General features: G+C 66.1%; 15 protein-coding genes and 1 tRNA gene. 4 read left to right on the top strand and 12 right to left on the bottom strand.

Annotated elements, in window-relative coordinates:
- Nucleotides 1–609 precede the first annotated feature (609 nt).
- From PX701_RS18200 to PX701_RS18220, 5 genes are all read right to left on the bottom strand, one after another.
- Nucleotides 610–1,443 (bottom strand): hypothetical protein, encoded by an 834-nt coding sequence (locus PX701_RS18200; protein ID WP_275507095.1) that lies wholly within the window; start codon nucleotides 1,441–1,443, stop codon nucleotides 610–612.
- Between the two features lie 361 nt (nucleotides 1,444–1,804).
- Complete coding sequence (locus PX701_RS18205) at nucleotides 1,805–3,475, bottom strand: hypothetical protein (RefSeq protein WP_275507096.1); 1,671 nt, start codon at nucleotides 3,473–3,475, stop codon at nucleotides 1,805–1,807.
- Nucleotides 3,476–3,672: 197 nt separating this feature from the next.
- The gene (locus tag PX701_RS18210) at nucleotides 3,673–3,966 is read right to left on the bottom strand and encodes a hypothetical protein (RefSeq protein WP_275507097.1); all 294 of its coding nucleotides are present in this window, start codon (nucleotides 3,964–3,966) and stop codon (nucleotides 3,673–3,675) included.
- Between the two features lie 214 nt (nucleotides 3,967–4,180).
- A complete protein-coding gene (locus PX701_RS18215) occupies nucleotides 4,181–5,392 on the bottom strand; it encodes a DUF5677 domain-containing protein (protein ID WP_275507098.1) in 1,212 nt (403 codons plus the stop codon).
- A 145-nt stretch (nucleotides 5,393–5,537) separates the two neighbouring features.
- The gene (locus PX701_RS18220; RefSeq protein WP_275507099.1) at nucleotides 5,538–6,794 is read right to left on the bottom strand and encodes a hypothetical protein; all 1,257 of its coding nucleotides are present in this window, start codon (nucleotides 6,792–6,794) and stop codon (nucleotides 5,538–5,540) included.
- A gap of 228 nt (nucleotides 6,795–7,022) precedes the next feature.
- Between PX701_RS18220 and PX701_RS18225 the strand changes: the two genes are divergently transcribed.
- The gene (locus tag PX701_RS18225; protein WP_275507100.1) at nucleotides 7,023–7,451 is read left to right on the top strand and encodes a DUF6924 domain-containing protein; all 429 of its coding nucleotides are present in this window, start codon (nucleotides 7,023–7,025) and stop codon (nucleotides 7,449–7,451) included.
- A gap of 328 nt (nucleotides 7,452–7,779) precedes the next feature.
- On the opposite strand, the gene PX701_RS18230 is transcribed toward PX701_RS18225, so the two are convergent.
- From PX701_RS18230 to PX701_RS18240, 3 genes are all read right to left on the bottom strand, one after another.
- Nucleotides 7,780–8,856, bottom strand: a complete 1,077-nt coding sequence (locus PX701_RS18230) for a tyrosine-type recombinase/integrase (protein WP_275507101.1) — start codon at nucleotides 8,854–8,856, stop codon at nucleotides 7,780–7,782.
- 153 nt (nucleotides 8,857–9,009) lie between these two features.
- On the bottom strand, nucleotides 9,010–9,246 hold the full coding sequence (locus tag PX701_RS18235) for a helix-turn-helix transcriptional regulator (protein ID WP_275507102.1): 237 nt from the start codon (nucleotides 9,244–9,246) through the stop codon (nucleotides 9,010–9,012).
- Nucleotides 9,247–9,425: 179 nt separating this feature from the next.
- A tRNA-Pro gene (locus PX701_RS18240) sits at nucleotides 9,426–9,502 on the bottom strand.
- Nucleotides 9,503–9,638: 136 nt separating this feature from the next.
- Between PX701_RS18240 and PX701_RS18245 the strand changes: the two genes are divergently transcribed.
- Nucleotides 9,639–11,045 (top strand): DUF2252 domain-containing protein, encoded by a 1,407-nt coding sequence (locus PX701_RS18245; protein ID WP_275507103.1) that lies wholly within the window; start codon nucleotides 9,639–9,641, stop codon nucleotides 11,043–11,045.
- Here the strand turns inward: PX701_RS18245 and PX701_RS18250 are convergent.
- Together PX701_RS18250 and PX701_RS18255 are read right to left on the bottom strand one after the other, a co-directional pair.
- Complete coding sequence (locus tag PX701_RS18250; protein ID WP_275507104.1) at nucleotides 11,042–11,710, bottom strand: hypothetical protein; 669 nt, start codon at nucleotides 11,708–11,710, stop codon at nucleotides 11,042–11,044. The two genes, PX701_RS18245 and PX701_RS18250, sit on opposite strands and share 4 nt — an antisense overlap.
- Nucleotides 11,707–12,168: a MarR family winged helix-turn-helix transcriptional regulator gene (locus tag PX701_RS18255; protein ID WP_275507105.1), complete on the bottom strand. Its 462-nt coding sequence runs from the start codon at nucleotides 12,166–12,168 to the stop codon at nucleotides 11,707–11,709. The genes PX701_RS18250 and PX701_RS18255 overlap by 4 nt, the downstream gene beginning before the upstream one ends.
- A 78-nt stretch (nucleotides 12,169–12,246) precedes the next feature.
- Between PX701_RS18255 and PX701_RS18260 the strand changes: the two genes are divergently transcribed.
- Together PX701_RS18260 and PX701_RS18265 are read left to right on the top strand one after the other, a co-directional pair.
- Nucleotides 12,247–12,867, top strand: a complete 621-nt coding sequence (locus PX701_RS18260) for a GNAT family N-acetyltransferase (protein ID WP_275507106.1) — start codon at nucleotides 12,247–12,249, stop codon at nucleotides 12,865–12,867.
- Nucleotides 12,868–12,928: 61 nt separating this feature from the next.
- Complete coding sequence (locus tag PX701_RS18265; RefSeq protein ID WP_231431254.1) at nucleotides 12,929–13,183, top strand: hypothetical protein; 255 nt, start codon at nucleotides 12,929–12,931, stop codon at nucleotides 13,181–13,183.
- Nucleotides 13,184–13,196: 13 nt separating this feature from the next.
- Here the strand turns inward: PX701_RS18265 and PX701_RS18270 are convergent, their stop codons facing one another.
- Nucleotides 13,197–14,105 (bottom strand): CHAD domain-containing protein, encoded by a 909-nt coding sequence (locus PX701_RS18270; RefSeq protein ID WP_275507107.1) that lies wholly within the window; start codon nucleotides 14,103–14,105, stop codon nucleotides 13,197–13,199.
- Complete coding sequence (locus tag PX701_RS18275) at nucleotides 14,098–14,346, bottom strand: DUF167 domain-containing protein (protein WP_231431256.1); 249 nt, start codon at nucleotides 14,344–14,346, stop codon at nucleotides 14,098–14,100. The genes PX701_RS18270 and PX701_RS18275 overlap by 8 nt, the downstream gene beginning before the upstream one ends.
- Nucleotides 14,347–14,365 lie beyond the last annotated feature (19 nt).

Here is a 14,365-nt window from a genome sequence, read left to right on the forward strand (position 1 = left end):
AGGTCTACGAGGCGCTCCACATCCACATCATGCCGCAGGCGCATTAGGAGACACGCCCTAGACCTCCATTGCGAAGCCTGCCCGCGAGTCCAGAGCAAGCTCTAGTTTGAACGCGCTGGTCAGCTCAGTTCAAGCGCGCTCGTACCGAGCTCGACAGAAAGTGGCCAGTTCTATCGGTTCAGACCGACGGCACGATTGAGGAACGCAGCGCCGTCAATGACCGTGCTCGCGGGCGATCTCGTCGTCACTGTCTCGCATCTCAAGCAGGGAGTCGACGGCGACATCTCGGTCGCGGAAAGCATTCAACGCGCCCTACCTGCTCGTGAACGACCTCGTCGACGAGATCCACCTAATGTCGTTCCCAGCGCTGCTCGGTCACAGCCGCCGCCTCTGGACGGAGACTCCGGACTGCTCGGCCTGGACGCTCGCCTACGTTCGCACCTATGGCGAGGGCGTGCGTGCTCGTCACGATCCTGGAACGCGCCCGATGCCGCGGCGCAAACAGCACCCATGGAGGCTACAGGTTGGCGCGTGATCCGAAACGCTGCGAAGAACGGCCGCCTCGGGCAGCGCTCACCCCGCTACCCGCAGGCCGATCCACATAGCGCTTCACTGAGACACTGCGGCTGAGCGCTCAAGCGCAGCGATCGCGTGGTCGCAGACGCGGTTCAGCGTCTGCCCGAACTGAAGCATCGTCGCGTGCAGCAGCGGCACCGTGCTCCCGGGGATCGGCGATTCAGCGAGGTGGCGCAGCATCATGAACGAGAAGTGGGAGAGGTCGCTCATCATCCCCCACGTCACCCGTTCGACGCTGGCGGCGCCGTACTCGGTGGTGATCGGAGCGCTGGTCGTCAGAGTCCCCGTCACCGCTCGCGGATCCAGGCCCAGCCGCTCTGCCAGCTGCGCGAAGTACTCTCCGGCGGCGCGCTTCTCCTCTTCGATATGCGCCGCGAGCTGCTCGGACATCTCGGAGGCAGTGCCGCCGAGACCGGCGGCCGTCGATGCCAGAAGAAGATGGTTCTTCGCGAAGTAGACCTGATCCTGATGGAGAGCCTGAAGCGCCCGGGAGAGCCGGGCCTCGGAGTCCTCGGGCGACTGCAGCCATACGATGGTCGCTGTGTCCTCGAGCGCCGCGCGCATTAGCGGGTACATCACCGTGGGGTCCAGATGAAGACGCCCAGGCTCGGTCTCGAAGACCCAGCGATGCAGCGCGCGCAGCATCCTCACTGTGTTCCATGCCCGCTCCTGGAGATACCGCGAGACGACCGGCGGGGGCTCGACGACCGCGGCGGCAGCAGTGTCGGCGCGCCCTCGCGAGCCTTCGGGGAATCCCACCTCCGCGAGCTGCTCGAAACGCTCAGCGTGGGACCTCCACCTGTCGCAGGCCTCCCACAGCCGCATGACGGTGTCTTCAGGGTCCATCTCGACCTGCATCTCGCTCATGCCGACATCTTTGCGCATGGGGCGAAGAATCGAAGGGGCTCACTCGCTTCGCAACGGCCTCGAGCCTGGACACTGTGGTGTGATCCACAGCTACGGGCAGCACGAACGGGTAAAGCAAGGTGAGGTGCGCAGACATCCCCCACCGCCCGGGAGGGGTCGAGGGGTTTGTCGGGTCGTCGAGGACTGCGTCAAGCTCCGATAGCTCAACAACGATCGCGCTTTCTCGCTCTGTCGCCATACAGCCATGCCTGTCCACGGCGCGGCAGGCGAGCGTTCCGCAACCCGCTGAGGGATCCCTTTTCCGGCATTGAATCCACGCCCGCTAGCAAGCCAGCTGTCGAGCGATGCGAGATCCTCAGTCTTACGAGTCAGATTTCCTCAGCTGTTCCGCGATCTGAGTCAACGATCCAGCTAGGTCGTTCGCTAGCTTGTTGAGCGCGTCGGCTGGCGAGAGACCGGCGATGCCGACAGCGGCGTGGATCTTCGCTCTGCTCTCACCAGCGAGATGCGCAACACCACCCGAGGATCGAAGCCTATAGAGGTGCCTAATGGGCTGTACGGCTGAAGCATCTCCACCAACATCAATGAGCAGCAACTCCAGCAGCCGCAGCGACTGCTGCTCCGAACTCTCAAGCAACGACTTGATCGTCTTCGAATCAATTGCATCTACAAGTGCCTTAGCCAATACCAAGACTGGCTGAACGAGCGCGCGCTCCGTTGTCAGGACCGGTGGATGCAGTTTGGCGAATGCGACGGCATCATTCGAGCCTAGAGGACGAAAGATCGGCCAACCGAATCTAGACTTGGCTGCCTCGTTCACCGCACGGTACGCCTCGCGTAGCGCGTCGAGTGGGTCCTGCTCTCCCGCAAACTGTCCGAGAAAGTCTCGTCGGAAACGGTCGTCATTCATCCGCCCACGCGGCGGGATATTGTGCGCTCTCCAATGAGCCTGCTCTTGCCAAGGCATATCCCGTCCCAAGTCGCCAAGGTAGACGTCTACGTCACCAGTGGATGTTCGCCCGATGGAGATCGACCACATGTCTAGGGCTGAGAGCCGAGTGCTCGACACGCTGTAGCGGTCGGGATCGTCGAGGTATCGATCGAGCACCTTGGGATCGAAATGCACCGGCGTTAGGTAGTTCGGAGCGTCCGGATTCTTTCCGAAATAGTTCGAGACCTTGTCAGGGTCACACGTGAATGAGATCAGCGCGCCGGTCTCGTCATTTACGCCGATAATGAAGTCTTCATAGTCATGGTCGCCGTAATCGAGCCACGCGGGAACGGGACGACCAGGAATGCCCGTGATGATGTTCTTGCCGAGCAGACGTGACAGCGCGGGATGTTGCGGAATCGGCTGTCCGTGCGCGGCATGCCATGTGAACGTGCACCAGTCGCTCTCGTAGTCATGTTGGCGGAGCTCGAACTTAGGCGCAGCGGCCCACAAGACGTGATCGTGCTGAATGAGGCCGAGCATTCCTCGTTGAGCCAAGTACCGGCGGAACTCGAGAGCTCGGACTTCCACTGTGTAGTTATCCCCCTCGATCGTGCTCCGCACCAGCGGATACTCCACGCCCGCGCTATCGACATAGAACCAGTCGTTCCCGTCACGAATGGCATCCCAGAACCATAAGAACGGCTGTGACATCTCCACGGTTGGCGGGCGCAGCCCATGGTTCAGCTGCACCTGACAGAAGAACTCGGCAAAACCCTCACCCACAGATTCCGAGAGACCTAGTTCCACTTCAGTGTCATCGACGATCCCAAAGTTGCCCAGCGAACTCGTGGACCAGGAATGGTCCGAGAACGCCTCGTCCCGCGCCCCGGAACTGATAGTCGCAGTCGAGACACCATCCGAATCGTGATCTCGACGAACGTACTGCTCAATAATCAGCCAGTCAGTCGGATACGGCTCGATCGTCGCCATCGCAACAGCGGGCGCGAGCGCTGGGTGTTCGAATTGCGTTGGCTCGAGCCACTCGTCTGCCAGAGACCGGCGACGTGAAGTGAAGCCGTCGATTTTGGGGATCGTCACTGTCTTACTCTCTCGCGCTGTGGCGGTCGAAACCGGAGGCTCGCCCTGACGGCGGTAGTGTGGGTCGGAAGTCTTCAGAAACGGGCCCCGGCCCGTCAGTCATCCCGCGGCGTCGACTCATGTCCCGCCTGCTCGCTACTCGCCATTTGTACGCGCTTCCGTTCATCGCGGAAGACGACTCCGGGCGGGGCGACGTTCTACCCGTTGTAGCCCGCGATGAGGGCCGCGAGGCGCTGGGTCGCCTGCTCGGTCGTCATGCCCGACGCCTTCGCCAGCAGCTCAAGGCAGAGCGTCGTCAGGTGCGTCGACTGATTGAGCTGCAAGGCGAGGCGCTGCGCCTCGGGGGTGCCGGGCACCACGCCGATCCATTGGACGACCTCGACTAGCTCGCCGTCGAGTACGGCGGCGTCGCCGCCTTGCATTGCGGTCACGAGCACCACCGAGTTGGCGGTCGCCTGCTTCATCGCGGCGAGCATGTCGTCGTCTGTCATGCGCTGAGGTTAGCGCGTCACATTGGGTGTAGCCGCTCACATGCGCCAAGACGGTGCCTCTGCGCTCGTCGGATGCGGCTTGGGCAGAGGAGGACAGATCTTTGAGCACTGCCTTCTGGAGGATCGTCAAACGGACAGCGTTGCGGCACGAGGCTGTGCCGGTCGATGGCCGATACCTTCACGTGCGTCGAGCTCCCCGCGATTCATGAATGGGTCACTGTGTGGGGCTCGGGCTTATCACGACGGGACGCGAGTCGCCTCGTAGCTCCGGCGGGGTCATGATGGACCCTGCGGGAATCGGCCGGGCGCTCTGAATGGGCTTCACATTGACTGCGTCGACGATAACCGTCACTGGCCGCCCCTCGACGCCACGCACATCCTTCGAGCGGACACGTTCCCGGACTGTATCGACTTCGGGTGGCAGGGGCTCGTCAGGCTCCTGCGCCCGAACCATGGTCTCAGTCTGCGGATAGTAGATCCACCACCGTTCACGTCCGCCGGGATGGATGGCGAGAACTGTCATCGGTGGTGGGAGAGGCTCTGTTGGCCAAAGCTGGCGATCGATTCGCGCGAGGCCGGCGCGGACCGCTTCCGCGTGACCGAGGAGCCGCATCGTGTTTTCGCGCATCTGCTCAGCCTCAGGTCGATCAGTGATCGTTGCAAGGTGGGTGAAGTACTCCCTCGCGCTTCGCAGGCCCTCGATATACGCGGTGGCGGCAAGGTCTAGGTCCATTCCGATCCGATGCACCGGGACGCCTTTCACGTCTCGCACGATTCCGGCCATTGCGCCGCTGCTTCCATGGATCACGGCCGAGAGAATGCGGTAGCCGTCATAGTGCTCGCCTCGACCGTGGGCGTCGGCGCGGTTCTTGAGGGTGCCATCGGCCCATCCGCGACGGAAACCTGAACCGTAGGCTCCCACCACTTCTTCAACGGAACGCGCCATTCCGCGCCCGAGCTTGTCGAGTCGAGCCGTCTCCTTCTTCCTCGCGACTTTTTTCAGCAGGGGTAGGTACCAGCGATGTCGTGAGACCTGCTCTTGCGTGACGACTCTGTGGTCCACGTATCGCTGCGGTGTGTTCGTCGCAGACGACTCGATGTCTAGCGCGTTGATCAGATGCTCGAATAGTGCCCGCGCACAATGAGCTGCTGATCGCCCATCACACCGATCGACGTGCGCGACTAGTGCCACGATGTCGTTGATGACGGCGGTCATGATGAGACGTGAGGCGTCTGATCCGAGAACGGGATATAGAGCGGCCGGCGCAAGCTGGAGTAATTGCCGCCACGTCGTGACATCCGTTGCAACGTCGGACGACAGCGTCTCGAAGAGCGAGGGGCCGAGCTCGATTCCGGGTGCCCGGTCGCCGGCGACTGTCGTCGGCGTGGCCGCGGCAGCTGGATCGGGTCGTCGATGGGTGGTCACCCTCCCGAGGCTATCGACTTGGACGGGCGATCCAGCTGTGCATTGGTCGGCACTACCGGTCGTCGATGTGCTGCCACTCGACCGAACAAGTGCGAATGTCCGCTCACGGATCTTCAAACGGTCAAAATTGCGGGAACCAGGCCGCCTAGAAGTTCGCAACCTTCCACAGGTCGCGGTTGAACATGTCGGGCGAGCGCCAGACCATCCGCCACGCGCCCCCTTGAATGCCCTCGACTCGAACATCTCCGTTGTCAGCAGTGAACGTCATTCGTAGTACGGCGGGGAATATCTGACCGCCCATCTCGAGTTCGGCTTGAACCTCCGCGATAGCGGGAGACTTCGTCTCGTAACTGAGGATGCGAAACCCGTCGAGCTTGTATGGCGCGAACGCCGACCTGATCTCCTTGGGCGTGGCCTTCCCGGCCTCGCCCTTGCCAACGCGCATGAAGTGGGACGAGAGGTGCCCCCAATTCGACCGCATCCAGAGGGTCAGGAACTCCGACGCGAACGCCATCGAGGGGTGCAGTGCATACTCGTCCGGTGTGTTAGCGGTGCCCGCTGACGCCACCCACGCGCCGTTCGCCTTCTTCTGTTCATTCAGGTCCTGCAGTTGCTTCAACACCTCAGGCCACGTCGGGTCGGGGTCCTCTGGTACTGCCGCCTTCTCAAGGGACGATGCCCAGTCGACGACGGCGAAGAGACGGTTCCACGCCTTGCACGCAACGATGCGGTTGTCGTAGTTCGTGATGTTGCCGTGCAAGATGCCATTCCGGGCGAGGTCATAGACCTCGGTGTCCACGCGCTTCGAATATGACTTGCGGAACGACGCCTGGGTCGAGGTGAGACCCATGTGGTGGCCAACAGCTGTATCCCACGACTGCACTTCCTCGGCGTCACGAGCGTGCAGACCCTTATGCATGCTCTGGACGTCGTTCACGAACCCGTCCATGAGCGTGAGCAGTAGGAGCACGACCGCGTAGTAGCGCTGCTCATCGAAGTCACGTCGGGCATGCTCGATCAGCTTTTTCCGTGCCCGCATCTCCGGAAAACGCATCATCGACATCACCATGAACCGCATCCGGTCGGTGTCCTCGTAGATGGCGCATAGCGCATCCTCGGCGTCGTCGACCGACGCCGAGGCCAAGATTTCATCGCGCACGATGCTCGTTGGAAGCCGGTCGTGGAAGATCCAGTGCCGCGGCCCGAGCTTCTCGTAGAACCCATCCACGTCGGCGGCGAGCTTCTCCATCTCACCCGTGAGCTCGCGGATCTTGTCGCGGTCCTTCTTGGGCAAGAGTGTGCCGAGCAGCTTGAGTCCGTCCGCCTGCTTCTTCAGTTTGACGAACGTCGGCATATCCATGGCGGACTGGTAGCCGATGACCTCACCCGATTCATCATTCATCCGCCCATTCTGGCGGTCGCCGAGGACGCGCTGCGTCGGCACGAGAGCGCGTGGTGCTGGTGCTGGTGCTGGTGCTGGTGCTGGTGCTGGTGCTGGTGCCCGACCCTTCGCCGACTCGTCGCTCAACGAGACAACTTGTCACGACGCTTCGCTGACCGCCCGGTGAACGATCGGGAAGTGGGCGTTGTTCGTCTTTGCCGCGACGCGCAACGACGGCATACTCGCAGAGTGGCACAACTTCCGATGTCAGATTCGTCATTGCTCGTTCGCGTGGCCAGGGGAGATGAGGCTACCTGGGCTCGTCTCACGGCTGCCGTTGCGACGGAGAACGATGACGGGTTTCGGGCGTACGTCGAGTTCGTCGACGCAGCCGAGTGGCATGGTGCATCGGTCGGTCAACTTCGGGCCGCGGTTCCCCACAACGACACTGGCGCTTCCGTGCTCTTCGCGGCTGATGAGGCAACGCTCGCCTCGGAAGAGTTCCCTGTGGTCGTGGTCGACCTCGTACAGGGGCGGCCGGAGTTTCGCTGCATCGCATCTGAGCTTTGGGCAATCGAGAACAATCTGAACATCTCAAACATGGACTGGGAGGAATTCTCGGGTCTCGTCGATACGGACGGCGTCTATCGAGGAATCCCGGATTCTCAACCGCGCTGAGGGATCCTCAGCCGGGACGGGAGATAGTGAGGAGACGGCAACAGATGCGCAGCGCTGCACGCGAGGGAGCACGTGCGCACCTACGTGTCATGGGAGCGATCTGGGCCACGCACTTCGCCTCGCCCATGCCGTCCAAATCGGGGCCGTACAGCTCGGGTGACGCGCACACGGGTCACGGGCGCGATTGTGCCTCAAGGAGAAAAGCCCTGATCACACGGTGGGGCTGATTCGCCCCCACCGTCAGCTCTGATCAGGCGGCGTCGTACCAGCGAGACCGTCCTGGACACCCGCATCCGTGCTGCCGTGGCTCCTCCGCCGAGCGTCAGGATCAGTCTTCATCCCGCCTGAACGCTCTCTCCAGCAGCTCCGCCGTCGCCGGGTTCACCAGCTCCCGACGCTGGATGTAATGCTGCACCGTGATCTTCGTATCGGTGTGCCCGAGCAACTCGGCGGCGAGTTCGACGCTCGCGTTGTTGTTCACCGCAGTCGCGACGGTGCGCCGGAACAGGTGCGGTGTCACTCCACCGATGCCGGCCCGCTCGAGCACCTGTCGCAGCTGACGCCGGACGTTGGCGGTGGTCAGCGGAGTGCCCTCGCGCGAGCGGAACATCAGCGACTCCGAATCCGGGTCGCGGGTGACCGCAAGTCGACGCCGCACCGCCTCGGCTGTGAACGACGGCAATGCGACGATGCGCCGCGACTTCGCGGTCTTCGGATGGTCCTGCCGGAACGTCGGTTCGCCATGACGGCTGATGATCGTGCCGGCGATACGGATCGTCGGCGTCGGGCCGGTGACGTCGATGTCGCGCCGGCGAATCGCGAGCACCTCACCGATTCGGGCGGACGTGCCGAGCATGACCTCGACGATCGCGCCAAGCTGCCCGTCGGGCAGGGGCCCCGAGATGTGGTCGACGCCGGACTCCCAGCGGGCGATCACGGCGCGGATCGCGTTCACCTCGACGCTCGTCAGCGCGTCGGGCATCCGACCCTCACGGTGCACGCGGGAGACGTGATGCATCGGGTTGACCGGGAGCACCTCGTGCCGCACCGCGAGTTCGAGCGCAAGCCGCAGCACGACGCGCGACTGCTTGGCGCGATTGTACGAGATCCTCGCCTGCTCCTTGATGAATCGGTCGCAGCGCGCCACCCCGATCTCACGCAGGGTCAGGTGCTCGAACACCGGCAGCACGAGGGTGCGCATGTTCCGCTCATACAGGATCCGGGTCGTCTTCGAGAGCCGGCCCTTGAGATCGATGTCCTGCAGCCAGTACGCGACGAGGTCGCCGAAGGGGCTGTCCGGCGTCAGGTGGCCGGTACCGGATGCGGGTTGGAGCTCCGAGCGTCCCGCCAGTTTCTTCTTCAGTGCTCGCTCGGCTGCCTTCGCGGTGTCGGCGGTGGCCTGCACGATGCGTGAGCGACCGTCCCAGTCGCGATACCGGGTGCGGGCTTCGAATCGCCCGGATGGCAGGATCCGGGTGGTGATGTCGCCGAAGCTGCCGATGGTCAGTCGTGGCCGGCCCATGTCAGTTCGCCACCCCTCGGAGCACCGGTGCGGCGACTACGCCGGTTCCCGCTGCTCGGCCACCCAGGCGCGCACGTCCGAGACGGCGAACTTCAGGTGCTTGCCGAAGCGGTACGCCGCCGGCCCTTTGCCGCGGGTGCGCCAGTCGTAGAGCGTCGAGACGGGCACACCCAGATAGGCCGCCAACTCGGTGACGTCCAAGAGCGGCTCGAGCCCGAATGCGTCGGCGGGCATCGTCGCGGAACTGATCGGCAGATCCTCGTGCGTGTTCATACCGGTCAGGTGCGCATTGCGCCCCTGAGCAGTCGGAACCGACCGGTGACGACACCGCCGCCTCGGACGGCACGTCTGGATCAGGGGTGCTGCAGCAATGAAAGTGATGGGTTTTCGATGGGAGGATCAAATCTCTTAACCTCAAAAGTCCCGGAAACCCTTGAGTTTCCGGGACTTTCTGGTCGGGCTGACAGGATTTGAACCTGCGACCCCTTGACCCCCAGTCAAGTGCGCTACCAAGCTGCGCCACAGCCCGATGCTCCGGCATCTCGCCGAGGCAACTTGACCATCATAGCGGTATCCGGAGGGGTGCTCGTGCACGCGCGCACGTCGACACCTGCACCCCCGCTCGCGACCTATCCCCCGACGCACGCCTGTGGCACGATCGAGCCATGTCGACGACCGACCCCGTGGGGCGACTCCGCTACGAGCACGGCACGGTCGCTGCGCGCGACTCCTACCGCGAGGCAGGGCGCGAGGCGCGGCAGCATGCGAAGCGCTCGAGGCACGCGCGCTACGAACCGCCCGAGCATCGCGACCCGCTCGGCATCATCGAGCGCCAGAATGCCGACCGACTGCAGGCACTCGTGCCGCTCCGCATGGCGCGCATGGCCGAGAGCCCATTCGCGTTCTTCCGCGGCACGGCCGCGCTGCAGGCGGCCGACCTGGCGAGCTCGATCGACTCGGGCTTCTTCGTCGTCGCCTGCGGCGATGCGCACATCAGCAACTTCGGCGTCTTCGCCGCGCCCGACCGCAGCCTCGTCTTCGACCTGAACGACTTCGACGAGGCATCGCTCGCCCCGTGGGAGTGGGACCTCAAGCGCCTGGCCACGAGCGTCGTGATCGGCGCCCGGTCGAACGGGTTCGACGACGACACCGGCCGCGAGGCGGCGGCTCACGCGGTCGCGGCCTACCGGCGAAGCATCCACCGCATGACCGACCTCTCCCCCGTCGAGCGGTTCTACCTCCGCGACCTCGGCAACCCCGCCGGCGGCAGGCACGCCAGTTCGCGCCTCGCGATCCGGCGCGTCGTGAAGGACGCGTCCAAGCGCACGTCCGAGCGGGTCGCGGCCAAGATCATGGATCGGGATGCCTCGGGGGCGCCGTTCATCCGCGAGCAGCCGCCCACACTGACCCACGTGCCCGCCGAGATCGAGGCGCGCCTGGGCGGCATCGTCGAGGACTACCTGCGCACCGTTCCGCCCGACGTCGCGATGCTCATGTCCCAGTACACGGCGACGGATGTCGCTCGCCGAGTCGTCGGCGTGGGCAGCGTCGGCACCCGGTGCTTCATCGTCGTCTTCGCCGGATCGCACGGCGACGTCGTCATCCTGCAGGTCAAGGAGGCGGGCCGGTCGGTGCTCGACGAGTTCGGCGGACTGCGCGATCGCGAAGACCGGCCGCCGTCGGCCCGGATCGACGAACTCACGGGCGGCGCACGGGTGGTCACGCTGCAGCGGATCCTGCAGTCCACCTCCGACCTGTTCCTCGGGCACATCACCGTCGAGGGCCGGGGATACTACGTGCGCCAGTTCCGCGATCTGAACGCCTCGTTCGACCTCGCAGACCTCGATCGACCGGCGTTCTTCGACTACGTCGAGGCCTGCGCGACGAAGCTCGCCCGTGCGCACTCCCAGAGCCCGCGAGCCGGGTTCATCGCCGGATACACGGGCCGGAGCAAACGGTTCGACGAGGCGATCGCCGAGTGGTCGCTCGCGTACGCCGAGCAGTCGCGCGCCGACTACGAGGCCTTCTGCGCGGCGATCGAGGCCGGGCGGTTCCCGGTCGCCGAGCGCTAGAGGTACGTGCGCACCTCGTCCATGAACGCCGTCGGATCGTCGACCCAGATGCGCACCGCGTCGACGAGCTGCGCTCCCCCGGCGGCACCGTGCCCGGGCAGCAGCACCGGGGTGGGCCGCTCGAGCTCGATCTCGATGACGGTCTCGTTGTTGACGCGCAGCAGCAGCATCCGCGCGGCATCCGCACCGTCGCCCGTCTCGACGATCTTCGGGGACTTGGGCTCGTCGACGCGCAGTCGACGCGCCACCGAGGCGATGTCGTCCCATCGCAGCAGCACGTCGGTCTCGAGCCCGGCACGCACCCGGATGCCGGCCGGGCCGACCGTGTGCGGCCGGACGAGGTAGGCGCAGAGGAGCCCGAGCATCCACGTGAGCCCCCAGATGCCGAGCACGAGGAGGGGTATGCGCACGGCCGGCCAGCGGTGCACGACGAGATCGAAGATCGGGATCTCCACCGCCGACAGCACGATGAAGATGATGAGCACCGTCAGCACCGGCCGGTGGTAGCCGAACCCCGCGCCGCCGCGCTCGATCGCGGGGCGCCGGGCGATGAATCGCCCGATGCTCGCGTAGATGGCGAGTTCCATTCGAAGCGCCCGCTTCACGACCTCCCAGGCTCCGCGCAGGCCGGAGGCCGCGCGGTCGGTGCCCACCGCGGTGCTCACGACGCACCCGCCGGGCCGGCGGCCGCCTCCGCGACGAGGTCGCGGAGGCGCTCGGCGATGGCGGTGATGCCGCGCTCGAGCGCCGCTCGGTCGCCCGGCGCGACCGCGCCGAGCAGATCGGCCGTGAGGTCGGCATGCTCTTGCTGCATGTTCGCCATCAGTGTCGCTGCGGATGGCTCGAGCGAGACGACGATCGCCCGGCGATCATGCGGATGGGGCGAACGCAGGACGTAGCCGCCCGCCTCGAGCGCATCGACGAGGCCCGTGACGTTGCGGGGGCTCACCTCGAGCCGGGCCGCGAGCGCGTGCTGGGTCGAGGGGCCGTTCGCCGCGAGATCCCAGAGCACCCGCACGCGCGAGGGCGTGAGCGGGGTGCCCGCGAACGCGCGCGCCATGTCCTTCTGGAAGAGTTCGCTCACCTCCAGGAGGCGGTCGAGCACGGTGATCTCGGGCGTCATATCGTGAGTCTACTGCATTGTTACCTACATTCACGATTTGCCGTGGCGATGTCGGTGGTGACCGCTAGCGTGGGCTCCATGATGAGCGATCTGAGCGGTGAGCTCGAGCCGAATCCGCTACGCGTCGTGCCGGCGGGCGATGTCCCGTTCGCCGATGTCGAGGCCGTGTTCGGCACGAAGGGCGACCCCGCCCGGTGCTGGTGCCAGTGGTTCAAGCTCCCGCCCGCCGACTGGCGCACCGCGTCCCCCGACGACATGAGAGACCTCCTGCATCATCAGCTCGAGGCGTCCGGCACCGGTCCGGGCCTCCTCGCCTACGACGACGAGACCCCGGTCGGCTGGTGCGCCGTCGAGCCGCGGCCGAGGCTCCCCCGCTTGCAGCGCAGTCGCATCATCGCCGGTGCGACCCCCGAGCCCGATTTCGACGACGAGAGCGTCTGGGCCGTGTCGTGCTTCGTCGTCCCCCGTGAGTACCGCATGCGGGGCGTCGGTCGTGCGCTCGCCGTCGCCGCCGTCGACTACGCGCGCGCGAACGGCGCCCGCGTGCTCGAAGGGTACGCCGTCGATCCGGCCGAGCGGGCGAAGACCCCTGCCGCCGACCTCTACCACGGCACCGTCTCAATGTTCGTCGACGCCGGTTTCAACGAGGTGGCGCGTCCGCGGCCCGATCGCGCGATCATGCAACTCCAGCTCGACTGAGGCGGGGAAGGCGGGGCGAACCTGCCGGCATCGCGCGTGCGGGCGGCGCTACGATGACCTCATGTTCTACGGAATGGGTGGTTGGCACGTCCTCGTCATCTTCGGGGTGCTGCTCGTGTTCGCGCTGGTCGTCGCCGCGATCGTCGTCCCCATCGTGCTCGTCACCCGACGCCAGGGCGCAGTCGACGACCGCGCCGCCGCGCTCCCACGGTCGGTCGAAGCGCGCCTCCGAGAGCTCGACGACCTGCGGAATCGCGGTGTCGTATCCCCGGGCGAGTACGAGGCCCAACGGGCGGCGATCATCCGCGAGCTCTGATCGAGCCCACGCGTCAGTCACCGACGCGCTCGAACACCCGCGCGCGCACGTGCAGCTCGTCGATCGCCGCGGGCAGCCCGCGCAACCGAGCGGCAGCCTCGGCCTGCACAGCCGCCGCGAGCTCGCGGTATGCGGCGATCGACGCCTGGCCACCGCCACCATCGCCACCGTCGCCGTCGCCGCCGATGGCGGCGAGATCGTCGGCGAACAGGCATGCATCCCGATGCGCACCCAGCAGGTCCTGCACCGCCTCCGCCGCGACCGAGACGGCCCGCGCCTCATCGCCGAACACCGGCACCGGCCCGTCGGTCACGGCGTCCACGGCGTAACGCAGTCGTCGCGCGGCTCGGCGAAGGCGATGCAGCGATGCGAGGTCGCTTCCTGCCCGTGCCCATGCCCGTCTCACGCGCGCTGCCTCCGCCACGAGCAGCCCGGCCAGCCCCACCTCGAGCGCCGCCCGGGTCTCGGGCTCGCCGCGCCGCGCCGGCGCCTGGGCGGCGAGGAACCCTTCGATCGGCGCCGCCATCGGACCGCCGGAGCGGAGCCCCGCGACGAGTCGCGCATGCGCACGTCGGTGCCGGGCTCGGACGTCGTCGACGAGTCGCCTCCGCATCGCGGCGGGCACCCGGGCATCGAGGCGCGCCTCCGCCTGGGCGACCCGCACCTCGAGATCCCGCACGCGGCCGAGCACATCGCCGAGCCCGGCGAGTTCGTCGCGAACGCGAGCGACCTCGGCGCGGTCGAACAGCCTCCGGTACGCGGCGAGCACGCTGCGAATCCGGCGGACGAGCACTCTCGCCTGGTGCACCGCGTCGTGTTCGTCAGCGGACACCGCCGGAGCGAGCGCCGAGAGCCGGGCCGAATACTCCGCGAGGGCTGCGATGACGACCGCGCGCGCCCGGCCGGAGGCATCCTCATGCATCGGGCGCCCCGAGGTCGACCCGCACCCGCTTGACGCGCGCGGTCGCGCCGCGCACGATCTCGACGTCGCGCTTCGGCACGCCGAAGTGCGACGCGATCGCCGCGACGACGCCGGCGTTCGCCGCACCGTCGACGGCGCGCTCGCGCACGAAGACGGTCAGCGACGCCGCCGGGTCGTCGTCGGTCGCCTCGACGAGCGGACCCTTGCGGCTGCCGGGCTTCACCCGGACGGTGACCTCCATGGGCCGCTCCCCGTGCCGC

Source organism: Agromyces chromiiresistens (assembly GCF_029167465.1).
GTDB lineage: Bacteria > Actinomycetota > Actinomycetes > Actinomycetales > Microbacteriaceae > Agromyces > Agromyces chromiiresistens.